General features: G+C 56.2%; 23 protein-coding genes and 1 pseudogene. 11 read left to right on the top strand and 13 right to left on the bottom strand.

The genetic code is table 11. The features are described 5' to 3' along the window. Positions 1 to 96: 96 nt before the first annotated feature. Genes FE839_RS20990 through fepB form a run of 3 tightly spaced genes read right to left on the bottom strand, consistent with a single transcriptional unit; the run spans position 97 to position 3,078 of the window. Entirely contained in the window at positions 97 to 1,080 is a 984-nt protein-coding gene (locus tag FE839_RS20990) for a FecCD family ABC transporter permease (RefSeq protein ID WP_138362702.1), read from the bottom strand. After that, positions 1,077 to 2,063, bottom strand: coding sequence for a FecCD family ABC transporter permease (locus FE839_RS20985; protein WP_241675659.1), 987 nt, complete (start codon positions 2,061 to 2,063; stop codon positions 1,077 to 1,079). Before FE839_RS20985 ends, FE839_RS20990 begins: the two co-directional genes overlap by 4 nt. A gap of 28 nt (positions 2,064 to 2,091) precedes the next feature. Continuing rightward, positions 2,092 to 3,078: a Fe2+-enterobactin ABC transporter substrate-binding protein gene (gene fepB / locus FE839_RS20980; protein ID WP_102602497.1), complete on the bottom strand. Its 987-nt coding sequence runs from the start codon at positions 3,076 to 3,078 to the stop codon at positions 2,092 to 2,094. Positions 3,079 to 3,277: 199 nt separating this feature from the next. Here fepB and FE839_RS20975 point away from each other — a divergent pair, with 199 nt between their 5' ends. The 3 genes and pseudogenes from FE839_RS20975 (at position 3,278) to FE839_RS24715 (ending at position 4,787) form a co-directional block, all read left to right on the top strand. Further along, a complete protein-coding gene (locus FE839_RS20975; protein ID WP_241675658.1) occupies positions 3,278 to 4,051 on the top strand; it encodes a condensation domain-containing protein in 774 nt (257 codons plus the stop codon). A gap of 224 nt (positions 4,052 to 4,275) precedes the next feature. Then, positions 4,276 to 4,335 (top strand): annotated as a pseudogene (locus tag FE839_RS25050) (colicin E3-like toxin immunity protein); the annotation flags it as partial. Between the two features lie 212 nt (positions 4,336 to 4,547). Further along, complete coding sequence (locus tag FE839_RS24715) at positions 4,548 to 4,787, top strand: hypothetical protein (RefSeq protein WP_171034934.1); 240 nt, start codon at positions 4,548 to 4,550, stop codon at positions 4,785 to 4,787. A gap of 76 nt (positions 4,788 to 4,863) precedes the next feature. On the opposite strand, the gene FE839_RS20970 is transcribed toward FE839_RS24715, so the two are convergent. Further along, on the bottom strand, positions 4,864 to 6,480 hold the full coding sequence (locus FE839_RS20970; RefSeq protein WP_138362700.1) for a peptide ABC transporter substrate-binding protein: 1,617 nt from the start codon (positions 6,478 to 6,480) through the stop codon (positions 4,864 to 4,866). 188 nt (positions 6,481 to 6,668) lie between these two features. Here FE839_RS20970 and mpaA point away from each other — a divergent pair, with 188 nt between their 5' ends. Further along, entirely contained in the window at positions 6,669 to 7,382 is a 714-nt protein-coding gene (mpaA, locus tag FE839_RS20965) for a murein tripeptide amidase MpaA (RefSeq protein ID WP_138362699.1), read from the top strand. Here the strand turns inward: mpaA and ycjG are convergent. Beyond that, positions 7,373 to 8,338 carry an L-Ala-D/L-Glu epimerase gene (gene ycjG, locus FE839_RS20960; RefSeq protein WP_138362698.1) on the bottom strand — a complete coding sequence of 322 codons (966 nt, stop codon included), beginning with the start codon at positions 8,336 to 8,338 and terminating at the stop codon, positions 7,373 to 7,375. The genes mpaA and ycjG overlap by 10 nt on opposite strands. A gap of 100 nt (positions 8,339 to 8,438) precedes the next feature. Here ycjG and tpx point away from each other — a divergent pair, with 100 nt between their 5' ends. Further along, positions 8,439 to 8,945 (top strand): thiol peroxidase, encoded by a 507-nt coding sequence (gene tpx / locus FE839_RS20955; protein ID WP_138362697.1) that lies wholly within the window; start codon positions 8,439 to 8,441, stop codon positions 8,943 to 8,945. Positions 8,946 to 8,989: 44 nt separating this feature from the next. On the opposite strand, the gene FE839_RS20950 is transcribed toward tpx, so the two are convergent. From FE839_RS20950 to pspA, 8 genes are all read right to left on the bottom strand, one after another. Then, on the bottom strand, positions 8,990 to 10,045 hold the full coding sequence (locus FE839_RS20950) for an AbrB family transcriptional regulator (protein ID WP_171034936.1): 1,056 nt from the start codon (positions 10,043 to 10,045) through the stop codon (positions 8,990 to 8,992). Positions 10,046 to 10,946: 901 nt separating this feature from the next. Continuing rightward, the gene (gene tyrR, locus FE839_RS20945; protein ID WP_138362696.1) at positions 10,947 to 12,488 is read right to left on the bottom strand and encodes a transcriptional regulator TyrR; all 1,542 of its coding nucleotides are present in this window, start codon (positions 12,486 to 12,488) and stop codon (positions 10,947 to 10,949) included. A 199-nt stretch (positions 12,489 to 12,687) separates the two neighbouring features. Then, positions 12,688 to 13,749, bottom strand: coding sequence for a YcjF family protein (locus FE839_RS20940; RefSeq protein ID WP_138362695.1), 1,062 nt, complete (start codon positions 13,747 to 13,749; stop codon positions 12,688 to 12,690). Further along, positions 13,746 to 15,143 (bottom strand): YcjX family GTP-binding protein, encoded by a 1,398-nt coding sequence (locus FE839_RS20935; protein ID WP_138362694.1) that lies wholly within the window; start codon positions 15,141 to 15,143, stop codon positions 13,746 to 13,748. Before FE839_RS20935 ends, FE839_RS20940 begins: the two co-directional genes overlap by 4 nt. A gap of 206 nt (positions 15,144 to 15,349) precedes the next feature. Continuing rightward, positions 15,350 to 15,580: a phage shock protein PspD gene (pspD, locus tag FE839_RS20930; protein ID WP_138362693.1), complete on the bottom strand. Its 231-nt coding sequence runs from the start codon at positions 15,578 to 15,580 to the stop codon at positions 15,350 to 15,352. An 18-nt stretch (positions 15,581 to 15,598) separates the two neighbouring features. Further along, the gene (gene pspC, locus FE839_RS20925) at positions 15,599 to 15,958 is read right to left on the bottom strand and encodes an envelope stress response membrane protein PspC (RefSeq protein WP_138362692.1); all 360 of its coding nucleotides are present in this window, start codon (positions 15,956 to 15,958) and stop codon (positions 15,599 to 15,601) included. Further along, complete coding sequence (gene pspB / locus FE839_RS20920; RefSeq protein ID WP_138362691.1) at positions 15,958 to 16,182, bottom strand: envelope stress response membrane protein PspB; 225 nt, start codon at positions 16,180 to 16,182, stop codon at positions 15,958 to 15,960. The genes pspC and pspB overlap by 1 nt, the downstream gene beginning before the upstream one ends. Before the next feature lie 51 nt (positions 16,183 to 16,233). Then, complete coding sequence (gene pspA / locus FE839_RS20915) at positions 16,234 to 16,902, bottom strand: phage shock protein PspA (RefSeq protein WP_138362690.1); 669 nt, start codon at positions 16,900 to 16,902, stop codon at positions 16,234 to 16,236. A gap of 151 nt (positions 16,903 to 17,053) precedes the next feature. Between pspA and pspF the strand changes: the two genes are divergently transcribed. The 6 genes from pspF to sapF all read left to right on the top strand — a co-directional run bounded on the left by pspF (position 17,054) and on the right by sapF (position 23,768). Further along, positions 17,054 to 18,043: a phage shock protein operon transcriptional activator gene (gene pspF / locus FE839_RS20910; RefSeq protein WP_171034935.1), complete on the top strand. Its 990-nt coding sequence runs from the start codon at positions 17,054 to 17,056 to the stop codon at positions 18,041 to 18,043. 439 nt (positions 18,044 to 18,482) lie between these two features. After that, positions 18,483 to 20,126 (top strand): ABC transporter substrate-binding protein SapA, encoded by a 1,644-nt coding sequence (sapA, locus tag FE839_RS20905; protein ID WP_138362689.1) that lies wholly within the window; start codon positions 18,483 to 18,485, stop codon positions 20,124 to 20,126. Further along, the gene (gene sapB, locus FE839_RS20900) at positions 20,123 to 21,088 is read left to right on the top strand and encodes a putrescine export ABC transporter permease SapB (RefSeq protein ID WP_138362688.1); all 966 of its coding nucleotides are present in this window, start codon (positions 20,123 to 20,125) and stop codon (positions 21,086 to 21,088) included. The genes sapA and sapB overlap by 4 nt, the downstream gene beginning before the upstream one ends. Further along, a complete protein-coding gene (gene sapC / locus FE839_RS20895; protein ID WP_138362687.1) occupies positions 21,075 to 21,965 on the top strand; it encodes a putrescine export ABC transporter permease SapC in 891 nt (296 codons plus the stop codon). The genes sapB and sapC overlap by 14 nt, the downstream gene beginning before the upstream one ends. Continuing rightward, positions 21,965 to 22,957, top strand: a complete 993-nt coding sequence (gene sapD / locus FE839_RS20890) for a putrescine export ABC transporter ATP-binding protein SapD (RefSeq protein WP_138362686.1) — start codon at positions 21,965 to 21,967, stop codon at positions 22,955 to 22,957. The genes sapC and sapD overlap by 1 nt, the downstream gene beginning before the upstream one ends. A gap of 1 nt (position 22,958) precedes the next feature. Next, positions 22,959 to 23,768, top strand: coding sequence for a putrescine export ABC transporter ATP-binding protein SapF (gene sapF, locus FE839_RS20885; RefSeq protein ID WP_138362685.1), 810 nt, complete (start codon positions 22,959 to 22,961; stop codon positions 23,766 to 23,768). Positions 23,769 to 23,962: the final 194 nt, after the last annotated feature.

The following is a 23,962-nucleotide window of genomic DNA, read 5'->3' as shown; positions in this document are numbered from 1 at the left end:
AAAGAACACATTGCTTTATATTGGCAGCCTGACGGCCTTATTATGAGTGACTTACTTTCTCATCAGACGCACCGAACCCGCCTGAAAAAATGCCTCCTAAAAGGAAGGCATTCGCAACAGCAGAATAAGTAAATAAACGCCGCCGATAATCCCGGTCATTAGGCCAACGGGAAGGGTTAATGCCAGCGGCTGAATTTGCGTAAGCATATCGGCACCCAGAAGCAGGCAACTGCCAGCCAGCCCGGCGCTGAAAACCGGCAATCCCGGCGTTCTGGTTAAGCGTAACGCCAGCTGCGGCGCAATCAGGGCAATAAACGCGATTGGCCCTGTCGCGCTGGTGGCCACCGCGGCCAGCGTGACGGCGCAGAACATTGCCGTTCTTCGCGTCCGCTCAACGCGCACCCCAAGCTGGCTGGCAATATCATCGCCCATCGCCATGATATTTATCGCTCTGGCGTGCAGAACAATGGCCGGAAGCAGCACCAGAAGGCTTAACCCCACCGGCGCCACGTGATACCAGTTGCGTCCCTGCGTGGTACCGGCCAGCCAGAGCGTGGCGGCCACGGCATTGTCGATATCACCTTTCACCAGCAGCAACGCATTAAGCGCGCTGAGTACCGCTCCGACGCCGATCCCCATCAGCACCAGTCGCTGGCCCTTCACCACGCCATAATGGCGCGCCAGATAATAGACCAGCAGCGCGGTGGCGAACCCGCCGGCCATGGCAGAAAGCACAATGGCGACCGGGTTTCCGTCAAACAAAATGATCTGGATAATCGCCCCTGTCGCTGCGCCGGTGGTAAAACCGATCACGTCCGGGGAACCCAGCACATTTTTCGATACCGACTGAAAGAGCGCGCCGGAAACGCCTAACGCAAAGCCAACCAGAATGGCGGTCAGGACGCGGGGCAAACGGATCATCCTGACAATATGCTGCGCCGTCGGATCGCCTTCTCCCCGCAGCGCCTGGAAGGCCGACTCCACGGGAAGCATAAAACGCCCGACCAGCAAGGCATACAGGCCCGTCACCCCAAGCAACAGCGCCATGGCGGCGCACACCCATCCGGCCCTCTGTCTCATACGCGCGCCCCCTGCCAGCGTTTAACCAGCAGCACGAAGAACGGTCCGCCGATTAACGCTGCCATAATGCCGACGCCAATCTCGCCGGGATGACCAATCATCCGCCCGAGAATATCCGCGCTGAGTACCAGTATTGCAGAGAACATCATCGCCCACGGCAGCAGCAGACGGTGTCCCGAGCCGACAAAAGCCCGTGCAAAATGGGGCGCGGTGAGACCGACAAAGCCGATCGGCCCGGCCGTTGCCGTGGCCGCCCCCGCCAGAATGACGATGATCGCGGCAGAGATCCCAGCGAGCACATGAGGATTAATGCCAAGCGCGCGTCCAGTGTCCAGCCCCAGTGCCGCCACGTCCAGCATTCGCCCTCCCGCCAGCGCCAGAATAATGCCAACACACGCAAGTATCGAGACCGGCAGCAGCACGTCATACCCCCGTCCCTGCAACGCGCCCGTCACCCAGTGACGAAACCTGTCGAAGGCATCGGCGTCGCTGTTCAGAATAACCAGTTGCGTCAGACTCAGCAGAACGATAGTCAGAGCCGCGCCGGCCAGCACGATACGAATCGGATTGGCATGGTTCAGGCCGCCCATCATAAATACCAGAATACTGATAACCCCGGCGCCAGCCACACCGAATACCATATAACTGCTGACGCTGGTGACATTTAAAAAGGCAATCGACAGCACAATCGCCAGCGTGGCGCCCGCGTTAACGCCTAACAGACCGGGGTCCGCCAGTGGATTGCGGGTCAGCGTCTGCATTATCACCCCGGCTCCGCCAAGCGCCGCGCCAACCACCATCGCCAGCAGCGTGCGCGGCAGGCGTAAATGCCAGACCAGCAGATGCGCGCTGTTTTGCGGATCGAACTGCGTCAACGCCTGCCAGATCACCGCAGGCTGGATCGTCCGCGAACCAAACCAGAGACTGGAGAAACCCAGCATCAACAGAATAAGAAAACCACCGCCCAGCCCTGCACTTCGCATCCCACGTCCCGGACGCTGCGCAAACATCTCAGCGCGCCTCCGGCGTGGCCGCAGCGGACGGCGTTTCAACGACAAAACGATCGGCGATCGCCTTAACCATTTCACTGGCGCTGTAGAAATCGACGCGAAAAGCGTGAGGCCCCAGGCTGTAGACCTGGCGGGCGCGAGAAGAAGGCAAACGCTGTAACAGAGGATCGTTGATAAATTCGTCTATGCGCACATCGCTGGCGCTCAGCAAAAAGGTTGTTTCGGCTTTCAGCTGGGTCAGGTTTTCATATTCAACCCAGATAAAATCGCCCGAGCGGGTGAGATGACTTTGCCATGCGGGGTCGGGCGCTTCGAGGGTGAATCCCAGTGATTGCAACAGCCGCGCGTGAACGCTTTCCGGTGTCGCCACGGGATTGACAGTGCCCGGCCCATTGAAATTGATAATATTGGCTTGCCCTTCCGGCAGGCGAATCCGCGTTCTGGTGCTGGCGATCAGCGCATCGAAACCGGCAATACGTGCGGCGGCCTGTTGCTCCAGCCCCAGCGCGTCACCCAACTGGCGCGCCAGATCCTGCCAGGTCTGATTGCCGTAATTGACCACGATAACCGGCGCAATGGCCTGTAAATCCGCCAGCTGTGCCCGCGCGGAATCCGCGCCATTGATTGATACCACAATTAAATCCGGCGCTGCGGCCCACGCCTGTTCCAGATCGACGCTGCCCGCCGGCCACACCTTCGCGACCTTTTTGGCTTTTGCGACGTCCTGCCACTGGCCGAAGAACTGACCGTTCACCGCTGTGGCGCTGGCGACAACCGGCGCATCAATCGCCAGCAGGGTTCCGGTGACGCTGACGGCGGTCGATAATATGCGTTTGGGCTGCTGAGGAATCGACGTGACCGTGTCATCGGCATTATGAAACGTTCTCGGCCATCCCTGTGCGACGCATTGCCCCGCGAACATGACCAGTCCGAGCGCCCACATGACGCTCTTAAACCAGTGGCGTTGTTTTTCCCTACAAACGTTCATTTTTTGCCTGCTCCCTCTGCCACTCTTCCGATCGGCGCGTTCAGCCCTTTGGTCAGCAATTAACCCATCGTAAACCATCGCATCATAGCCTTTCTTTTGAATAAACATCAATATTAAGAATAATAATTATCATTTTCATTCGTATTTCTGTGCGATATATTCAGGGCGTTTCCGTTGGCTTAATCAGGAAAGATATCCAATGAAATCATTGACTCCAATGCAGGCGGCTTCCTGGGTCGGCAGGCAATCGCCCCAGGCGCTGGGCGGCGTTGCCGCTCACTTATACGCCGAATTTGACGGATTTATTCATGACAGCGCGCGCTTCCGGCAGGCCATAAACGCGCTGTATGCCCGCCACCCCATGCTGCGATTGCGCATCAGCGATGAGGGGCAGCAGTACGTAGTGGCGGAGCATCCTCCGACGGGTCTTGATGATTACCGCCACTGCACCGGCGAAGACATCCAGACCCGGCTGGCGGAGAAACGTCAGCGCATGGAGAACCAGCAGCTGCTGCGCGACCGGGGCGTGCCGTGTGAAATCAGCCTCTCATTGCTGCCGGAAGGGAAAAGCCGGCTGCATATCGATCTGGACATGATCGCCGCTGATGCCGGGTCATTTCGCATCGTTATGGAGGATCTGGCGCGTTTTTATGCCTCGCCGCCCGACGATATTATTCCGCGACATGAGGTGGCATGGTTTCACTATCTGGACCAGCGTCTTCACGATCCGCAGTTGCAGACGCTCAGAACGCGCGACCGTCTCTGGTGGCAGGCGCAATTACCGACGCTTCCCCCTGCTCCGCGTCTTTTTTCAACGGAACATCGCTGTAAAAGCCGCCGATTAGCTCTGTCTCTTGACCGCGAAACCAGCCTCGCCCTTAACGCCTGCGCACGTCGGCATCATCTGACGCTCAGCGCGCTGGGATATCACTCACCACGGGAATATATATGCAGAAAGTTATCGCAGCCATAAGAGAGAAAACGCGTCTGGATATATAGGGGAAAATCCAGCTACCGGGTGGGTAAATCCAGCGCCCTACGGGACCTGTGTCATGGAAGACCGCATCTACGGTTTGAAATGAAGATAGAGATTTGTGAATGACGAAAACGGGTAAACAGGTAAAAGGCCCCGACCCAAAACGCAATATTTAAAATAGCTTTGAGAGAAATGAAAGTCTGAGGTTGCCTTTATAGGATAATATTAATAATGGCTATTTTGATGTTGAAAAGTCATGGACAGCGATATTACAACCATAGTTTGAAAATGGAATCGACATGAGTCAATTCAACTACTTTATCTCTTTTGATTACCGGGACGATAATTGGTAATTGGTAATTGGTAATTGAGTTTTATCAAGGATGAATTAAAATATAAACACCCGACATTCAGCAATGAAGAGCCTGTACATCAATTTGTATAATTGCCTGATTTTGATATGTTCAATCCAACATCAAAAGCAGGTTGCTTTATGAACGAAAAACAGTTGCAGGCTTGGGCTAACGAACCGGCCAAAAATCTCAAAATCCCTGGCGTTCTCAGCCAGTTCGATCGTCTGCTGAAGAAAATCAGCGTTGAGGCAACTCTCACCGTCCGGGCTACGATAAAAATTAGCCCAAATCGGGAGCCAACTCCCGCAACGGCTATTCTACAAAGACCGTTTTTCGGCGGGAATGGTGAGGATTTTATCTGCAAAACGATGGTTAAATAGAGATAAAAGCGCGATAAATCGCGCTCTTAAGTGCTCTGGCTATGGTTATCAAAGGTTATATTGAGCTAGTCAATTGTCAGTGCCGCACAATATACATCGTGCGGCTATAAGCCACATCTTCCGGGTTGGTTATCGGATACCCTTTCAGCCACGGTTTAATCAGGCGCCCGTTGGTGTACTGATAAATTGGCGCGATAGGTGCTTTCGCCATAATGATTTTTTCCGCCGCATTGTACGCATCATTACGCGCTTTTTCCGAGGTTTCCTGCGCCGCCTGGGCAAGGATTTTGTCATAGGCCGGATCGTTGAAACGAGAAATATTGCCGCTGTGCGTCGAGGTCAGCAGCGACAGGAAAGTGGACGGCTCGTTATAGTCCCCTACCCACGATGCACGAATCACATCGAAGTTGCCGGTATTACGGCTGTCAATATAGGTTTTCCACTCCTGATTTTGCAACGCCACTTCGACGCCCAGATTTTTCTTCCACATTGACGCCACCGCGATAGCGATTTTCTGGTGGTTTTCCGAAGTGTTATACAACAGCGTCAGCTTCAGCGGACGGTTCGGACCATATCCCGCCGCCTGCAGCAGCGCTTTCGCCTGAGCGTTCAGCTCCGCCTGACTCATGCTCTCAAATTGCATCGGCTGCGGCGTAAAGCCCGCTGTAACATCCGGCGTAAAGCGCCATGCCGGTTTCTCACCGGTACCCAGAATTTTCTCCGCCATCAAACGACGGTCAATGGTCATACTCAGCGCCAGCCGCACACGTTCATCGGCGGTTGGCCCCTTCCGGGTATTAAACGCGTAATAATAGGTGCCCAGTTGCGGCGGGGTATAGACCTGGCCCGGGATATCCTTCAGCAATTTGTGATACAGGTTTTTCGGGAACGATTCGGTAATATCAATATCGCCAGCCAGATAGCGTTTGGTAGCCGCCGACTCCTGATTGATCGGCACAAAAGTGACCTGCTGAATCACCGTCTTGCCGTTATCCCAGTAGTGCCTATTGGGAACCACCACCAGCTTTTCATTGACTACGCGATCTTTTAATACATACGCGCCGTTACCAATCAGATTTCCCGGACGCGTCCAGTTGTCGCCGCTCTCCACGTTGGCTTTCTGCACCGGGTAAAAAGCAAAACTGGCCGTCAGCTTGCTGAACCAGGGCAGCGGTTTGTCCAGCTGAACGCGCAAAGTCCGCGCATCCACGGCCGTGACGCCGAGACTCTCTGGCGCGGCCTTACCGTCAATAATATTTTGCGCATTGATAATACCGGCCAGCGCAGCAAACCACGCAAACGGTGAGGTCGTTTTAGGGTCCACCAGACGTCGCCAGCTATAGACAAAATCTTCCGCCGTCACCGGCGTCCCGTCGGACCAGCGGGCGTTATCGCGCAGGGTAAAGGTCCAGACACGGTTATCATTGCTCTGCCAGCGCGACGCCACGCCAGGGATAAGGTTGCCGCGCGCATCCTGATTGACTAATCCTTCAAAAAGATCGCGGATCACCTGAATTTCTGGCAGACCGACGGCTTTGGCGGGATCTAAGGTGGCGGGCTCGTCTTTAATGTGCCGCACCAGCACCTGTTTTTCCGCTAATACGGTGCCGGGAGGGACATCTGCCGCCCAGGCGAGAGAAGAGACGCTGGCTAACCACAACGCACCACATGTCAAGGTGACAGGATACTTCATAAGATCCCCTTTAAAATAAAAAAGCTGAGCTGGCAGTGGGATAATTATTTGTTTTATCACCTGAAATTGCAAACGGCTTGTGAAAGAAAATTGACATATATATGCATTTCGTTATCACCGGAAACCATTTGATTCCAGAACGGTTTTACACAACACTACTGAAAAATAACCGGATAACAGGATGCCCTATGCCCACTTCTCGCCCGCGTCCCCAGCGCGGTGATTTTCCGCCCGGCACGCAACGCTATGGTCAGTCTCACCTCGGCGCGCCGCTGCTATGGTTCCCTGCGCCGCAGGCCGATAGCCGCAGCGGTTTGATTCTTGCCGGTACCCACGGCGACGAAAATTCATCGATCGTCACCCTCTCCTGCGCGTTACGCACATTAAAACCGGAACTGCGCCGTCATCACGTTGTGCTAGCGGTAAACCCTGACGGTTGCCAGTTGGGGCTGCGCGCCAACGCGCGCGGTATCGACCTGAACCGAAATTTTCCCGCGGCGAACTGGAAGGAAGGCGAAACGGTCTATCGCTGGAACAGCGCGGCGGAGCAACGCGATGTGGTACTGTCCACCGGCGAAAAACCCGCTTCAGAACCAGAAGTCCATGCGCTGTGCCAGCTGATCCATCAGATCCATCCCGCCTGGGTGGTTTCATTTCATGACCCGCTGACCTGCATTGAAGATCCCGGCTATAGCATACTGGGGCGCTGGCTGGCCGACGCATTTAGTCTCCCGCTGGTGGGCAGCGTCGGCTATGAAACCCCCGGCTCCTTTGGCAGTTGGTGCGCGGATATCGGCCTGCCCTGCATTACCGCCGAGTTCCCCCCGATATCTTCTGACGAGGCAACGGATAAATACCTTCAGGCAATGACGGAACTGCTACGCTGGCACGATCAAAGATGAAGCACCCCGGGGCTGAAACGCAGCGCCGGTTCAACGTCCACCGCCAGCCAGGTCGGGCCATCCAGATCGGCAAAACGGGCCAGCGGCGCCAGCGGTAGCGCCGCGTTAATGGCCCGTGACGTGCACAACATGCAGCCCAGCATCCGCGCAAACCCCTGACGTTCCGCCTCCTCCGCCAGCAGCAGCGCTTCCGTTAGCCCCCCGGTCTTATCGAGTTTGATATTCACCAACTCGTAGCGGCCGCGCAATCCTGCCAGGCTCTCGCGGGTATGACAACTCTCATCGGCGCAAATGGGCAACGGATGGATAAAATTCTCCAGCGCTGCATCCGCCTCCGCCGGAAGCGGCTGTTCCAGCATTGCGACGCCAATATCCGCCAGCAGTTGACAGCGCTCAGCCAGACCATCGCTATGCCAGGCCTCGTTGGCATCGACAATCAGCGTCGCTTCCGGCACCGCCTCGCGAATGGCGATCATCCGCTCACTGATCAAATGGTCATCAAGCTTCACTTTCAGCAAGGTGGCCCCTTTTTGCCACAGCGCGGCGGCGCTGGCCGCCATCTGTTCTGGCGTGCCGATCACCACCGTTTGCGCTGTGACCACCCGGTCGGGCAGCGTCACATCCAACAGTTGCGCAATACTTTTACCCGCGCTACGCGCCTGCCAGTCCCACAGCGCACAATCCACGGCATTGCGGGCCGCGCCTGGCGGCAGTAAATGCTGAATCTGCTCACGGGAAGCACCACGTTCAAGCTGTTCTCCAATTGCGACAATCTGCGCCATCACCGACGCGATACTCTCGCCGTAACGCGGGTAAGGCGTGCATTCTCCAACCCCCTTCACGCCGTTTTCTTCGATTTCCACCACCACCACTTTTGCCTCGCTGCGGCTGCCGCGGGAAATCACAAAAGGGGTATGTAACGGCCAGGATTCTTCGTACACTCGCAAATTTCGCATTCCCTGAACCTCGCAGCTAAAATTAAAAGGATTTGCCGTGCTGATGAATGATGTCATACACTAGCCGCGACGTTAACTATATGTAAACAGGAAGATAACCATGTCACAAACCGTGCATTTCCAGGGTAACCCCGTTTCTGTTCAGGGCACCATTCCGCAGGCGGGCGCGAAAGCGCAGCCGTTTACGCTGGTCGCCAAAGATCTCTCCGACGTCGCGCTCAGCCAGTTCGCCGGCAAACGTAAAGTGCTGAATATTTTCCCAAGTATCGATACTGGCGTTTGCGCGACATCGGTACGTAAATTTAACCAACTGGCGTCTGAACTGAACAACACCGTGGTGCTGTGCATTTCCGCCGACCTGCCGTTCGCCCAGTCCCGCTTCTGCGGCGCGGAAAACCTCAACAACGTTGTGACGCTGTCCACGCTACGTGGCGCCCAGTTCCTGACCGACTACGGCGTCGCCATCTCCGCCGGTCCGCTGTCCGGCCTGGCCGCGCGTGCCGTCGTGGTGATCGATGAAAATGACCAGGTTGTTTATAGCCAGCTGGTAAACGAAATCACCGAAGAGCCAGACTACGACGCAGCCCTGGCCGCGCTGAAAGCGTGATATTGCTGGCAGGCCACGTAAGCCCTCGTTGAGCGGGGGCTTTTTTATTTCCGCGCCGCATGGCGGGAGATAAAACGCGCGATCGCCGGGCCGGTCAGCAAAATCGTAAACAGCCGTAAAGTCTGCATTGCCATAATAAACGATATATCCGCCCGTGTGCCGGCGGCAATAATCGCCACCGTGTCCAGCCCGCCAGGACTGGTCGCCAGCCAGGCGGTCATGAAATCCAGCGGCATAACCTGCGTTAGCCCAAAAGCCATCAGCCCGCACAGCAAGATCAGGCCGATAATTGATGCCAGGATCTGCGGCAGCGTTTTGAGCGCCAGCAGAAAAATCTGTTTATTAAACTTTAGACCAACGCTCCAGCCTATGGCGCAATAAGCCAGCGCCAGCAGCCACTCCGGCAGTTCGAGCTGCAGCCAGCCTTCTCCCTGCACCAGCGCGCCGATCAGCATCGGGAACAGCATCGCGCCGGACGGAAACCGCAGCCGCAAACCCAGCCACCCTGCCGCCGCAGTCAGCAACAGCGTGAGCGGCAGTTGCCAGCTTATCGGTGGAAACCAGATAATCTCCTGCGTCATCATCTGCGCGTCACCACCGAGGGCGACACGCACCACCAGCGCCGCGGCACCGGCGACAAACAGTACCCGCAGATACTGCATCAACGCCACCAGCCTCACATCGGCGCCATACTCCTGGGCCATGATTACCATCGCCGAGGCGCCGCCCGGTGAACTGCCCCAGGCGCCGGTTGCGCCAGGTAACGCGCTGTAACGCACCAGCAGCCATCCCGCCAGCGCGCTGATAGCGAGTGTAGAAAAGAGGATCAGCAGCACCAGCGCCCAGTTTGCCAGCAGGACGCCGAAAATGGAGGCCGTCAGGCTGCGGGCGATCATACAACCAATAATCGCCTGAGCGGCAATAAAAAAAGGACGAGGAACAAGAATCTTTGCGCCGCGAAGACTCAGGCTAATCCCGGCAATCATCGGCCCCAGCAGCAGCGCGGCGGGAAGATGAAACCAGAACAGCACAAACGAGATCGCGCCAGATAACGCCAGGAGTTCCATCCATTGAAAAAAACGACTACGCGGAATCCACATGCGTACTCCCTGAGAAAAAAGGTGAAGATCCGAGTATATACCCAATAAATTGCAAAACGAATAACGCAATACTAATTAACATACTGATTTAAATATCATTTCATCATTTCGATTTCACTATTTCAGGCTAATTGAGTCTATACATCAGATTGCTGACAAAGACCGTTCTTTTAGAATTGCTCAGCGGCGCTTCGCTTACATAAGCCTACGCGGAATGCACAACATATTGATATTGTTTTTTATTGTCGGGTAAGGCGTGTTCCGCCACCCGACAATAAAACCGGCTGAACAGGCCACCGGTTGCAGTAATGCCGTTCACTTAGGCAAATCATCGGTGTTGTCTTTTGTTTTATTTGCCTGTGGCAATCGCATTATCGGTAGTTCTGGCAAGCATGACGCCGTTTTCACCCATTCAGATTCCGTGGTCCGTTCCGTTCACGATAAATTCGCGGATATTCGTTATATCCACAGCGTGTGAACGGGCAAGGGGACGTTTCGCCCGTCCCCCTGCACCCCCGGCATGGCGCTGAAAACCTGCCGCTGCGCGGTCCGCTCCACTCCGGCTTCATCTGGCGGACCGGGCGGGACTCGACGTCCCTGTCTCGACCCGCCCTCTGGCCGCCGTCCTGGCGGCCAGTCCTGGATGCGCGCCTGCGTTCTCGCCAGGTTTCCTTGATGCGCCCAACCCCCATGCGATGAGTCCGTTATTCGTCAGGGGCTTTTCAGAGGCTGAAAATCATAAAAAAGTTATATCCTTTATATTTCAGCCCGTAGTATCAGCTCAGTTAGTGAATCAACCGAATCAGATTTTCGTTTAAACCACCGATTGACAAAACCACTCAGCCAGCCATAAACGCAACTGAGAGCCCTTAACTGACAAGCATTACATCGGTTGCAGGCGTTATTCGTCGCCTTTCTTCTGGCTCAGGCCATATTCGCGCAGTTTATTGGCGATTGCGGTATGTGAGACGCCAAGGCGCCTGGCCAGTTTCCGCGTACTGGGATAGCTGCGATAAAGCTGCGTGAGCACCGAACGCTCAAAACGGCGGGTAATATCGTCCAGCGAGCCTTCCATCGCCTCTTCACCGACAGCCAATGAAGACACTTCGTGATCCGGCAGCAGGATATCCTGAGGACGCAGTTCAAAACCATCCAGCTGCGTCAGCGCACGATAGACCGCATTCTTCAACTGGCGCACGTTTCCCGGCCAACTGTAACGGGTCAGCATACTATTCAAATCAGCAGAAAGCTTCGGCCGCGGGATCCCCTGCTCATCGGCAAAGCGTGCCACGAAAAGTTCGGTCAGCGGCATAATATCCTGCGGGCAATCGCGCAGCGGCGGCAGATACAGTGTCAAAACATTCAGGCGATAATAGAGATCCTCGCGAAACGCGCCCTTTTGCACCAGTTCCACCAGGTTCTTTTGAGTGGCGCAAATTACCCGCACATCGACATGAACTTCATGATCTTCCCCCACTCGACGGAAAGTCCCATCGTTGAGGAAACGCAGCAATTTGGTTTGCATTCGCGGCGACATTTCGCCAATTTCATCCAACAGCACCGAGCCGCCGTTAGCCTGCTCAAAAAAGCCCTTTTTCCCCTGAATCGCGTCACCAAACAGTTCGCTTTCCACCACATCTTCCGGGATAGAGCCGCAGTTCAGCGCCAGATAGGGTTTATCCGCTCGCGGGCTGGCCAGATGGCAGGCGTGGGCCAGCAAATCTTTACCGGTGCCGGTATCGCCCACGATCAGCAGCGGCGCGCTCAGCATCGCCAGCTTGCGGGCCTGTTCGACAACGTGGCGCATTTTCGGGCTAACGGCGAGGATCTGACTAAAAGCGCTGGTATCCTGTATGGTCATCGTTTGCAGTTGACGCCCCATACGAACCGTCGAACGCAACATCACAACCGCGCCAGTCAGTACCCGTTCGCCCTGTTCGCCATCCAGATAGACCGGCGTGATTTCCAGCAGGAAGTTCTGGCCGTTGACCACCACATGTTCGGCGTGGGATTCCTGGGGCGTGTTTTCCAGCCAGCGCTGCAGATTAAACTCGGTAATGAGTTGCGCGACAGGGTAGTTATGCAGTTTCTCCTGGCTCAGGCCAAATAGCTGGCAACTGGCCGGGTTAGCCAGCTCGACTTTCCCTTTGGTGTTCAGGGATAACACCGGTTCCGGCATCGCTACCAGCAGCGCGCTGAGCGCCAGGTGTTCACGCTCAGACGGCATCCACGGAACGGTACGTACGTCTGTTACACCCGCAATATGGCGGATCTCCGCCATCAGGCGGCTGAAGTGAGTAAACTCCAGCTCGGCGAAATTGAGATAAATCCGGCCTACGGGGTCAATATCAATGCCGCGCAGATCAATGCCGCGCAGCACCAGCAAATCGAGTAATTCACGGGTCAGACCAAGACGGTCTTCACAAAAGACTTCAAGACGCATAAGCGTTTTCACCCTACAAAGGCCAATGACGGATGAATAATAGGACAGTTATCTGCTGACGGGAAGATGGCTGTCAACAATTATTGACAGCATGGTGGAAAAATAACGTTTATGCCGTAAAGTTATACGCTCAGAAGTGACGTAACGTCAGGATCGCTCCCCGGTGACGCGTCGCTGGTCGGGGACGTGCGGAAAACCGTTATTTCTCCGGACTGTTTTTGTTCTTCTGTAATGTCTCTTTCAGTTGACTGATCAGCTCGCGACGAAAATCCCCCAGACGCGGTTTATCGTCAGCGATCCACGGCAGCGGACGACAGAGTTCCATCGCTTTAATCCCCAGCCGCGCGGTCAGTAGCCCGGCGCCAATGCCTTGCGCCGCACGCGCTGACAGCCTTGCCGCCAGATCCTGCGACATCCAGTCCATCCCCACTTCCCGCACCAGTTCGCTGGCCCCGGCAAACGCGATATTCAGCAGCACCAGACGGAACAGGCGCAGACGGCTGTAATAGCCCAGCTCAATACCGTACAGAGTGGCGATACGGTTGATCAGGCGTAAATTACGCCAGGCGATAAACGCCATATCCACCAGCGCCAGTGGGCTGACGGCAATCATCAGCGTTGATTCCGCCGCCGAGCGGCTGATTTCACGCCGTGCCTGAGCATCGAGTACCGGCTGCACGATCTGCGCATACAGGCTGACCACCTCACGATCGTTTTGCGTTTCGTGGATCGCCGCATACCAGCGCTGCAGCGCCGGATACGATTGATCCAGGCCTGCCTGCTGCGCCAGCTTCTCGCAAAATCCCCGCCCTTTACCAACCGCGTGGCTGTGCATCAAATCCCGCGCCTCATCGCGCTCGTAAGCCCGCTGACGTAACCGCCACAGACGCCGCCATTCGGTCGCCACTGAACCCACGCCAGCGCCGATAATCAACGCCCCGGCGGCACAGCCGCCGAGCGCAATCCAGTCCTCGGTTTGCCAGGCGTTCATCGTCCACTGTATGCCCTGCGCCACTACGCTGACGCCGAAGATCGCCAGCCCGGCGCTGACCATTTTTCGCCACAGGCTGCGCTTAGGCCGCAGTACCGACTCCACCACCGCTTCCGCCGCGCCCTCTTCTTCTTCCAGCGAATCAACCCGCGCAGGGGCGAACTTCTCAGCCTCATCCCCGGCAAAAGCGCGAGCGGACTTCAGGATTTGCGCCTTTTCCTCCTCCAGCGGGCCGTCGAAATCGATACGCGGTTTTAACGGTTCGGTCATCGCAGTTTATCTCCAAGTAAAAATTCCAGCGCCGCGTCGAGTCGAATATGCGGCAGCGGTTTATCAACGTCCATGACCTGCGGGCGAAAGTTCTCAAACTGAAAACCCTGCTGTTCCCAGAATGCCTGCCCCGGCAGGCGCGCAGGCACTTCGCCTGGATAGACGGTTAACGGCTGACCGTCGCTCAGCCTGTGGCCCCGCAGCGCGGGGATCTTTTCGCCATTCACCTCAATAAGCCCGCTCTGCGTCGCCTGGATCGACGCCAGCCCCAGGCAATCCATGCTGATCCCTTCAAACGCCGCGTTTTGCCAGGCGTCCTGAATCAGCTGTTGCAGCAGCGATACCAGATTACTGTGCTGATCGACGGTAACGTGATCCGCTTTGGTGGCGGCAAACAGCAGCTTGTCGATCACCGGCGAGAACAGGCGGCGAAACAGCGTGCGTTGCCCATAGTGAAAACTTTGCATCAGTTGCGTCAGCGCCAGACGCATATCGTTAAACGCCTGTGGCCCGCTGTTAAGCGGTTGCAGGCAGTCCACCAGCACAATTTGCCGGTCAAAGCGCAGGAAATGCTCTTTGTAGAAACCCTTGACCACTTTCTCGCAGTAGTATTTAAACCGCTCGCGCAGCATTCCGGCATTGGTATGTTTGTCCGCCTGGGCAAGCTTAGCTTCACCGCCGGCATCAACATCCGGCCAGGGGAAGAACTGCAGCGCCGGCGCGCCGGCCATTTCACCAGGCAGCACAAAACGCCCCGGCTGAATAAAATGCAGCCCTTCACGCTTGCAGGCGTGCAAATAGTCGGTCCATGCTGCGGCGATCTCCGCCAGCCGGGTTTCATCCGCGGGCGCCAGCGGGTCCAGCCCTTCACAAAGCTGCCGCCAGCGCGCCGACCATTCCGCTCTCTGCCCCTGCAACAGTCCGGTCATCTGCCGTGACCAGGTAAGATAGTCCTGAGCCAGCATCGGCAGATCCAGCAGCCATTCGCCGGGATAATCAACAATCTCCAGATACAGGGTTGACGTATCCTTAAAGTGACGTAATAACGAGTCGTTAGAGCGGTAGCGTAGCGCCAGGCGAATTTCGCTAACGCCGCGGGTAGGCGTCGGCCAGGTCGGTGGTTGACCATATAGCTGCGCCAACCCTTCATCATATGTGAAGCGCGGAATGCCGAAATCCCGCTGCGGCACGCGCTTGACGCCCAGCAACCGCTCTTCTCTGGCGACGCTAAGCAGCGGTAAACGCGCTCCGCCGTGAATATTCAGCAACTGATTGACCAGCGCGGTAATAAAGGCGGTCTTACCGCTGCGGCTAAGGCCGGTGACGGCCAGACGAAGATGCCGATCAACCCCACGATTAACCAGCGCATTGAGTTCATTTTTGAGTCGCTTCATCGCCATCCTGTTGTGCCTGAAGACCGGGGGGAAATAATATGAGGGTATATTGTTAATCAATGAATGACATCCCCCCATAACGGAGGGCTGAGGATGCATGCTGATGCTTTTCGACATCTCTCTTTGACTGAGGCCCCCGCGTTAACGGCTTAAGTGTAGCAACTTGCGTAGCATTTTATCATCCTGCTATTCAGGCTGTGACGTATTCATAACATATGCCATCCGCGACGTTTGGAAAACCGCTGAGCCGCCCGGCTAAGCAACGGTTCCAGAACCAGCATCAGCAGCATTTTCAACGGTCGACGGGCAACGGATTTTACCGCCCAGCCAGCGACGCCTGCCGGGCCATAGCGCAGCGCGGTCAGCAAAATCAGCTTACCCGCGATTTTCAGGCCGGGTTGCACTTTTTGCCCCGCCTGCTGCCATTTCACATTCATTGTTAATCTCCGTTACAGTTACAACTGGCGAAAACGGCTGCGTAGTGAAAAGGTGTCGGAAGTGATATAGCGCTCCATTTCACGCAAACGCCGTTCGCCGTCCGCCAGATCTTTATCCACCGCCGCTAACAGTTCGCCGCTACTCGGTGTTTTGTCACCATTCAGTTCGCTTTCCGGCATCGGATCCAGCGCAAACGAGAGAATGATGTAGGCCACCACCACAAACAGAAACAGACCAAAAATCATTGCCAGTACGGTAATCAAACGCACCAGTTTTACCGGCACGTCAAGGTACTGCGCGATACCGGCACAAACCCCTTTCACCATGCCATGCTGCGGAACGCGCCACAGTTTTTTACTCAAATCCAGTCCGCCCATTATTTTTCTCTCCAGTTCGGGTGCTCAGCATCAAGAATCGCCTCCAGCGCCTGAATACGCTCGCGCATACGCTTCGCGTCATCGGTCAGTTGCAGCAGGCGCTGCTGTTCGTTCTGCGATAAGCTGCCGCTGGCGCTACGGTTGTTGTAATGCAGCCAGAGCCAGACCGGCAAAACAAACAGCACAAACAACGTCAAAGGGATGGCGAGAAAAAGCATGCTCATGTGAACTCCTTGCAGATGGCGACGGCACATCTCGGTGCCGCCCGAATACGATTACTGGTTATTTTGCTTCATTTTGGCTTTCAGCGCCGCCAGCTGCTCGCTGATTTCATCGTCCGCTTTCAGGTCGGCGAACTGCTGATCCAGGGATTTCTGCTTACCAAATCGCTGGCTCTCCGCTTCGGCTTCCATATGATCGATACGACGCTCAAATGACTCAAAACGCGCCATCGCTTCGTCAATCTTGCCGCTGTCCAGTTGACGGCGAACATCGCGGGACGAGCTTGCGGCCTGATGACGCAGCATCAGCGCCTGCTGACGGGCACGGGTTTCGCTGAGTTTGTTTTCCAGCTCGCCAATCTCTTTTTTCATCCGCGCCAGGGTTTCATCAACCAGTTGCGCTTCATTTTCCAGGCTGGCGATAATCTCGGTCAGCTTCTGCTTTTCGATCAGCGCCGCACGGGCCAGATCCTCTTTCTCTTTACGCAGCGCCAGCTCGGCTTTCTCCTGCCACTCCGCCTGCTGGGAGACGGCCTGTTCAATACGACGGCTCAGCTGTTTCTTTTCCGCCAGCGCCCGCGCAGAAGTCGAACGGACTTCAACCAGCGTGTCTTCCATCTCCTGAATCATCAGGCGAACCAGCTTCTGCGGATCTTCTGCCTTCTCCAGCAGGGAGTTGATGTTGGCGTTCACGATGTCGGCAAAACGAGAAAAAATACCCATAATTTCAATCCTCATAGTTCTGGTGTCAGGCATCGGCCTGTGTGATCATTAATACAAATACCGTGCCATTTTTTATCTTGTTGATTTTAAAAGATGTGGTTGTTATCCATCCAATGGATTGCTAAAGTAACCTGGTGAATCACACTACAAAATGGCGAAATTCATCATGGCGGATTACAAGGATAACCTGCTCGGCGAGGCCAACAGCTTTCTTGAAGTGCTGGAACAGGTTTCAAGGCTGGCCCCGCTGGATAAACCGGTGCTGGTGATCGGCGAGCGCGGTACCGGCAAAGAGCTGATCGCCAGCCGCCTGCATTTCCTCTCCTCCCGCTGGCAGGGGCCGTTTATCTCGCTGAACTGCGCGGCGCTCAATGAAAACCTGCTGGATTCCGAACTGTTCGGCCACGAGGCCGGGGCGTTTACCGGGGCCAGTAAACGCCACCCCGGCCGTTTCGAGCGCGCCGATGGCGGCACGCTGTTTCTTGATGAGCTGGCGACTGCGCCAATGCTGGTGCAGGAAAAACTCCTGCGGGTGATCGAGTATGGCGAACTGGAGCGCGTCGGCGGCAGCCAGCCGCTGCAGGTGAACGTCCGCCTGATTTGCGCGACCAACGCCGACCTGCCGCACATGGTGGAAGAAGGTCTGTTTCGCGCCGACCTCCTCGACAGACTGGCATTTGATGTGGTGCAACTGCCGCCGCTGCGCGAGCGTCAAAGCGATATCATGCTGCTCGCCACTCAGTTTGCCATCCAGATGTGCCGCGAACTCGGGTTGCCGCTGTTTCCCGGCTTCAGCGAACGCGCCGTCGAGACGCTGCAAAACTACCGCTGGCCGGGGAATATCCGGGAACTGAAAAACGTCGTTGAGCGTTCGGTTTACCGCCACGGTAGCAGCGACAGCGAGCTGGATAATATTATTATTAACCCTTTCCGCCAGCAGCATTCTGCGCCGGACTCTGCGGCAGACAAGACGCCCGGACCAACGCTGCCGCTCAATTTGCGCGCTTTTCAGCAGGAGCAAGAAAAAAGCCTGCTTGAGATGAGCCTGGCGCAGGCGAAATACAATCAAAAGCAGGCGGCAGAGTTACTCGGTCTGACCTACCATCAGCTGCGGGCATTGCTGAAAAAGCATCAGATTTGAGCCGTACGCGGGCGGGATTGCATTCGCTTTAATTCCTCATTCCGCCTTTCCCCCAGTTCAACCAACACGCCTAACTGGAGAAAGCGCCAGGAAAAAGTTACCATGTGGCAAATATCGGAGCGCTTATCCGTGAGATAAGCACCATGCTTAATACGAATAGCACCCGCAGACCGTGCTGCATATACATCAATAAACATCCTCTTTAATGAAGCCCTCGCATGTCTGATGACAACGTTGCGCATTTCTCCGCATGGTGGGATGCCAAACGCACGGCGATTTAAGAGGTATACTCGAAGTCAGAATCAGTATGAATTTGAATCAGTCTGCCACATCACCCATGCAGCCATCGCTTATTTTCTCTTCATAAGCCATTAAGGTGGTGGTAAATGTTATTTAATATTAATAAGATAGAGTCTTGCTCTATAATCAAAACGAAACTATGCGTCTGACATTGTCTTCTCTCCTGGCAGCAGCATCTCTGCTGTGTGGGCATGCTTTTGCCGCGCCCACACAGCCTGCTCACGCCGATATTCGCGATAGCGGCTTTGTGTATTGCGTGAGCGGCCAGGTCAACACCTTCAACCCGCAAAAGGTCAGCAGCGGGCTGATTGTCGACACCCTGGCCGCCCAGCTCTACGACCGACTGCTCGATGTCGACCCCTATACCTACCGGCTGGTCCCTGAGCTGGCAGAAAGCTGGGAAGTCCTGGATAACGGCGCAACCTACCGCTTCCACCTGCGCCCCAACGTACCATTCCAGACTACCGCGTGGTTCAAACCGACCCGTAGTTTTAATGCCGATGACGTCATTTTTACCTTTGGCCGCATTTTTAACCGCGACCATCCATGGCATAACGTCAACGGCAGCAGTTTCCCCTATTTTGATAGCTTACAGTTCGCCGACAGCGTGGAAAGCGTGCGCAAGCTGGATAATCTGACCGTTGAGTTCCGCCTCAAGCACCCGGACGCGTCGTTCTTATGGCATCTGGCGACCCACTATGCCTCGGTGATGTCCGCTGAATATGCCGCAAAGCTGGCGAAGGACGATCGCCAGGAACTGATTGATCGTCAACCGGTCGGCACCGGTCCGTTCCAGTTGGAAGAGTATCGTAGCGGTCAGTATATCCGCCTGCAGCGACATCCGGGCTACTGGCGTGGTAAACCGCTGATGCCGCAGGTGGTCGTCGATCTCGGCTCCGGTGGCACCGGGCGTTTATCCAAACTGCTCACCGGCGAATGCGACGTACTGGCCTGGCCCGCCGCCAGCCAGCTCTCTATATTGCGTGACGATCCGCGTCTGCGCCTGACGCTGCGCCCGGGGATGAATATCGCCTGGCTGGCATTTAATACTGCTAAGCCGCCGCTGGATAACCCGGAAGTTCGTCACGCGCTGGCGCTGGCCATCAATAATCAGCGGCTGATGCAGTCGATCTACTACGGAACGGCGGAAACGGCAGCGTCAATATTGCCCCGCGCCTCCTGGGCTTACGATAATGAGGCGAAGATCACCGAATATAATCCAGCGGAGGCCCGCGCCCGCCTCAACGCGTTGGGACTGGAAAATTTGACGCTTAAACTGTGGGTGCCGACCAGTTCACAGGCCTGGAACCCCAGTCCGCTGAAAACCGCGGAGCTGATCCAGGCGGATATGGCGCAAATTGGCGTGAAGGTGATCATTGTGCCGGTTGAAGGCCGTTTCCAGGAGGCCAGATTGATGGATATGAACCACGATTTAACGCTTTCCGGCTGGGCGACTGACAGTAACGATCCGGATAGTTTTTTCCGTCCGTTGCTGAGCTGCGCGGCGATTGCCTCGCAAACCAACTACGCTCACTGGTGTAATCGTGAATTTGACGAGGTGCTGCAAAAAGCGCTGACGTCGCAGCAACTGGCCTCGCGCATTGAGGCTTATAAAGAGGCGCAGCACATCCTGGCGAAGGAGCTGCCGGTGCTGCCTTTAGCCTCTTCTCTGCGTTTGCAGGCCTATCGTTATGATATGAAAGGCCTTGTGCTGAGTCCGTTCGGCAACGCCTCTTTTGCCGGTGTCTCGCGGGAAAAAGAGAATGAGGTGAAAAAACCATGATTATTTTTACCCTGCGCCGCCTGCTTCTGCTGCTGATTACCCTCTTTCTGCTGACCTTTGTTGGTTTCAGCCTGAGCTACTTTACCCCTCACGCGCCGCTGCAGGGCGCCTCGCTATGGAACGCCTGGCTGTTCTGGTTTGAAGGCATACTGCGATGGGATTTCGGCGTCTCCAGCATCAATGGGGAACCCATCGCCAGGCAGCTTAAGGAAGTGTTCCCGGCGACCATGGAGCTCTGTATCCTTGCTTTCGGCTTTGCCCTGATCATCGGTATTCCCGTCGGCATGCTGGCGGGCATTATGCGCAATAAATGGCCGGATACCCTGATCAGCGCCCTGGCGCTGCTGGGCTTCTCCATTCCGGTATTCTGGCTGGCGCTGCTGCTGACCCTCTTCTTCTCCCTCACGCTAGGCTGGTTTCCTGTCTCAGGGCGCTTCGACCTGCTGTATGAAGTTAAATCAGTCACCGGTTTTGCACTGATCGACGCCTGGCTTTCCCATTCGCCCTGGCGCCATGAAATGATCGTCAGCGCCGTGCGCCATATGGTGCTGCCGGTGCTCACCCTCGCGGTCGCGCCGACGACGGAAGTGATCCGTCTGATGCGTATCAGCACCAGTGAGGTGTACGACACCAACTACGTGAAGGCCGCCGCCACCCGCGGCATATCACGGCGAGCGATTTTGCACCGCCACGTGCTGCATAACGCCCTGCCACCGGTGATCCCCCGGCTGGGGCTGCAGTTTTCAACCATGCTGACGCTGGCGATGATTACCGAAATGGTCTTTAGCTGGCCGGGGCTGGGACGCTGGCTCATTAACGCCATTCGTCAACAGGACTACGCCGCGATTTCGGCGGGTGTGATGGTCATCGGCTCGCTGGTGATTATTGTGAATGTGATATCAGATATTCTGGGAGCTATGGCTAACCCACTGAAACATAAGGAGTGGTATGCCCTTCGATAGCGTTTATCTGGAGAAGCGCCCGCCGAGTGCGCTGCGCACCGTATGGCGAAAATTTTACGGCGATACGACCGCCATGATCGGCCTGTACGGCTGCGCGGCGCTGGTGTTGCTGTGCGTTTTCGGCGGATGGTTCGCCCCCTATGGCATCGACCAGCAGTTTCTTGGCTATCAACTGCTGCCGCCATCCTGGTCGCGGTACGGCGAAGTGTCGTTCTTCCTCGGCACTGACGATCTTGGCCGCGATGTCCTCAGCCGCCTGCTGAGCGGCGCGGCGCCAACGGTCGGCGGCGCATTTGTGGTGACGCTCGGCGCAACCTTGCTGGGGTTGGCGCTTGGTGTGTTTGCCGGTTCCACGCACGGGCTACGTTCGGCCGTGATGAACCATATTCTTGATACCCTGCTGTCGCTACCGTCCCTGCTGCTGGCGATTATCGTCGTCGCCTTCGCCGGGCCACACCTGAGCCACGCGATGTTCGCCGTCTGGCTGGCACTGTTGCCGCGCATGGTGCGCTCGGTTTACAGCATGGTACACGACGAGCTGGAAAAAGAGTACGTGATCGCTGCCCGCCTCGACGGGGCGTCAACGCTGAATATCTTATGGTTTGCAGTGCTGCCGAATATCGCCTCCGGCCTGGTCACGGAGATCACCCGCGCCCTGTCAATGGCGATACTGGATATCGCCGCGCTGGGGTTCCTCGACCTCGGCGCCCAGCTCCCCTCCCCGGAGTGGGGAGCGATGCTCGGTGACGCGCTGGAGCTGATTTACGTCGCGCCGTGGACGGTGATGCTGCCGGGTTCGGCAATCATGATAAGCGTCCTGCTGGTTAATCTGCTGGGCGACGGGATCCGCCGCGCAATCATCGCCGGGGTGGAATAATGCCATTACTCGACATCCGTAATTTAACCATTGAATTCAAGACCAACGAAGGCTGGGTTAAAGCCGTCGATCGCGTCAGTCTGACCCTTGCAGAAGGGGAAATTCGCGGCCTGGTTGGCGAATCCGGCTCCGGTAAGAGCTTAATCGCCAAAGCCATTTGCGGCGTGACCAAAGACAACTGGCGGGTCACCGCCGACCGTATGCGCTTCGACGACATCGACCTGCTGCGCCTCTCCGGTCGCGAGCGGCGTAAGCTGGTCGGCCACAACGTGTCGATGATTTTTCAGGAGCCGCAGTCCTGCCTCGATCCTTCTGAACGTATCGGCCAGCAACTGATGCAGAACATCCCTGGCTGGACGTTTAAAGGACGCTGGTGGCAACGTCTGGGCTGGCGCAAACGGCGCGCTATCGAGCTCTTACACCGCGTAGGGATCAAAGATCATAAAGACGTGATGCGCAGCTTTCCTTATGAACTGACGGACGGAGAGTGCCAGAAAGTGATGATCGCCATCGCGCTGGCCAACCAGCCGCGACTGCTGATCGCCGATGAACCCACCAACGCCATGGAAGCCACAACACAGGCGCAAATCATTCGCCTGCTGACCCGGCTCAACCAAAATAACAACACCACTATTTTGCTGATCAGTCACGATATGCAGATGCTCAGTAAATGGGCGGATAAAATTAACGTCATGTACTGCGGGCAGACGGTGGAGAGCGCGCCGAGCGAAGAGCTGGTGACCATCCCCCATCACCCGTATACCCAGGCGCTGATTCGGGCGATCCCCGATTTCGGCAGCGCCATGCCGCATAAAAGCCGCCTCAACACACTGCCCGGCGCTATACCGCTGCTCGAACAGTTGCCTATCGGCTGCCGTCTCGGCCCGCGATGCCCCTATGCCCAGCGTGAATGCATCGAGACGCCCCGGCTGGTTGGCGCCCGCAACCACCTCTACGCCTGTCATTTCCCGCTGAACATGGAGAAAGAGTGAAATGGTCGAAACATTGCTTGAAGTCCGCAATCTGAGTAAGACCTTTCGCTATCGTACCGGCTGGTTTCACCGGCAAACGGTGGAAGCGGTCAAGCCGTTGAGCTTTACGCTGCGCGAGCGCCAGACGCTGGCGATTATTGGTGAAAACGGTTCCGGGAAATCAACCCTGGCGAAAATGCTCGCCGGAATGGTTGAACCCAGCACTGGCGAACTGTTGATTGATGATCATCTGCTGGAATTCGGCGATTACTCTTTCCGCAGTCAGAAAATCCGCATGATCTTCCAGGATCCGTCGACCTCGTTTAATCCCCGGCAGCGGATTTCACAGATCCTTGATTTCCCGTTACGCCTGAATACGTCCCTTGAACCCGAGGCGCGACAGAAGCAGATTATCGATACGCTACGTATGGTCGGCCTGCTGCCGGACCATGTCAGCTACTATCCGCATATGCTGGCGCCGGGACAAAAACAGCGTCTCGGCCTGGCGAGAGCGCTGATCCTGCGCCCGAAAGTGATTGTCTGCGACGAGGCGCTGGCGTCGCTGGATATGTCGATGCGTTCGCAGTTGATTAACCTGATGCTGGAATTGCAGGAGAAACAAGGGATCGCCTACATTTACGTTACCCAGCATCTGGGCATGATGAAACACATCAGCGATCAGGTGCTGGTGATGCACCAGGGGGAAGTCGTCGAGCGCGGCAGCACTGCCGATGTGCTGGCTTCCCCACTACACGATCTGACGAAACGCCTTATCGCCGGACATTTCGGCGAGGCGCTGACTGCCGATGCCTGGCGCAAAGACGGCAAGTAAAGCGGAGATTTTTACCGCCATCGACATCCGCGCCGCCAGAAACCTGCGACATCAGACACTGGTGACGGGGAGACGGCATAGCCGTTGCCCGCGATGCCGTGAGGATTGACAGAAAAATATCGTGACACAAGGGGTCGTCAGTGGGATATAATTCCCGGCTAAATTTGAGCTATTCTGAAATAACAACGCCAACC

The organism is Klebsiella indica (assembly GCF_005860775.1).
Lineage (GTDB): Bacteria > Pseudomonadota > Gammaproteobacteria > Enterobacterales > Enterobacteriaceae > Klebsiella > Klebsiella indica.
Note: the sequence above shows the minus strand (reverse complement) of the source record. Positions and strands in the feature narration are given on the sequence as shown.

Coding starts and splice junctions, on each gene's coding strand:
- FE839_RS20990 (WP_138362702.1), bottom strand. CDS start 1,080: ATGAGACAGAGGGCCGGATGGGTGTGCGCCGCCATGGCGCTGTTGCTT.
- FE839_RS20985 (WP_241675659.1), bottom strand. CDS start 2,063: ATGCGAAGTGCAGGGCTGGGCGGTGGTTTTCTTATTCTGTTGATGCTG.
- fepB (WP_102602497.1), bottom strand. CDS start 3,078: ATGAACGTTTGTAGGGAAAAACAACGCCACTGGTTTAAGAGCGTCATG.
- FE839_RS20975 (WP_241675658.1), top strand. CDS start 3,278: ATGAAATCATTGACTCCAATGCAGGCGGCTTCCTGGGTCGGCAGGCAA.
- FE839_RS24715 (WP_171034934.1), top strand. CDS start 4,548: ATGAACGAAAAACAGTTGCAGGCTTGGGCTAACGAACCGGCCAAAAAT.
- FE839_RS20970 (WP_138362700.1), bottom strand. CDS start 6,480: ATGAAGTATCCTGTCACCTTGACATGTGGTGCGTTGTGGTTAGCCAGC.
- mpaA (WP_138362699.1), top strand. CDS start 6,669: ATGCCCACTTCTCGCCCGCGTCCCCAGCGCGGTGATTTTCCGCCCGGC.
- ycjG (WP_138362698.1), bottom strand. CDS start 8,338: ATGCGAAATTTGCGAGTGTACGAAGAATCCTGGCCGTTACATACCCCT.
- tpx (WP_138362697.1), top strand. CDS start 8,439: ATGTCACAAACCGTGCATTTCCAGGGTAACCCCGTTTCTGTTCAGGGC.
- FE839_RS20950 (WP_171034936.1), bottom strand. CDS start 10,045: ATGTGGATTCCGCGTAGTCGTTTTTTTCAATGGATGGAACTCCTGGCG.
- tyrR (WP_138362696.1), bottom strand. CDS start 12,488: ATGCGTCTTGAAGTCTTTTGTGAAGACCGTCTTGGTCTGACCCGTGAA.
- FE839_RS20940 (WP_138362695.1), bottom strand. CDS start 13,749: ATGACCGAACCGTTAAAACCGCGTATCGATTTCGACGGCCCGCTGGAG.
- FE839_RS20935 (WP_138362694.1), bottom strand. CDS start 15,143: ATGAAGCGACTCAAAAATGAACTCAATGCGCTGGTTAATCGTGGGGTT.
- pspD (WP_138362693.1), bottom strand. CDS start 15,580: ATGAATGTGAAATGGCAGCAGGCGGGGCAAAAAGTGCAACCCGGCCTG.
- pspC (WP_138362692.1), bottom strand. CDS start 15,958: ATGGGCGGACTGGATTTGAGTAAAAAACTGTGGCGCGTTCCGCAGCAT.
- pspB (WP_138362691.1), bottom strand. CDS start 16,182: ATGAGCATGCTTTTTCTCGCCATCCCTTTGACGTTGTTTGTGCTGTTT.
- pspA (WP_138362690.1), bottom strand. CDS start 16,902: ATGGGTATTTTTTCTCGTTTTGCCGACATCGTGAACGCCAACATCAAC.
- pspF (WP_171034935.1), top strand. CDS start 17,054: ATGGCGAAATTCATCATGGCGGATTACAAGGATAACCTGCTCGGCGAG.
- sapA (WP_138362689.1), top strand. CDS start 18,483: ATGCGTCTGACATTGTCTTCTCTCCTGGCAGCAGCATCTCTGCTGTGT.
- sapB (WP_138362688.1), top strand. CDS start 20,123: ATGATTATTTTTACCCTGCGCCGCCTGCTTCTGCTGCTGATTACCCTC.
- sapC (WP_138362687.1), top strand. CDS start 21,075: ATGCCCTTCGATAGCGTTTATCTGGAGAAGCGCCCGCCGAGTGCGCTG.
- sapD (WP_138362686.1), top strand. CDS start 21,965: ATGCCATTACTCGACATCCGTAATTTAACCATTGAATTCAAGACCAAC.
- sapF (WP_138362685.1), top strand. CDS start 22,959: ATGGTCGAAACATTGCTTGAAGTCCGCAATCTGAGTAAGACCTTTCGC.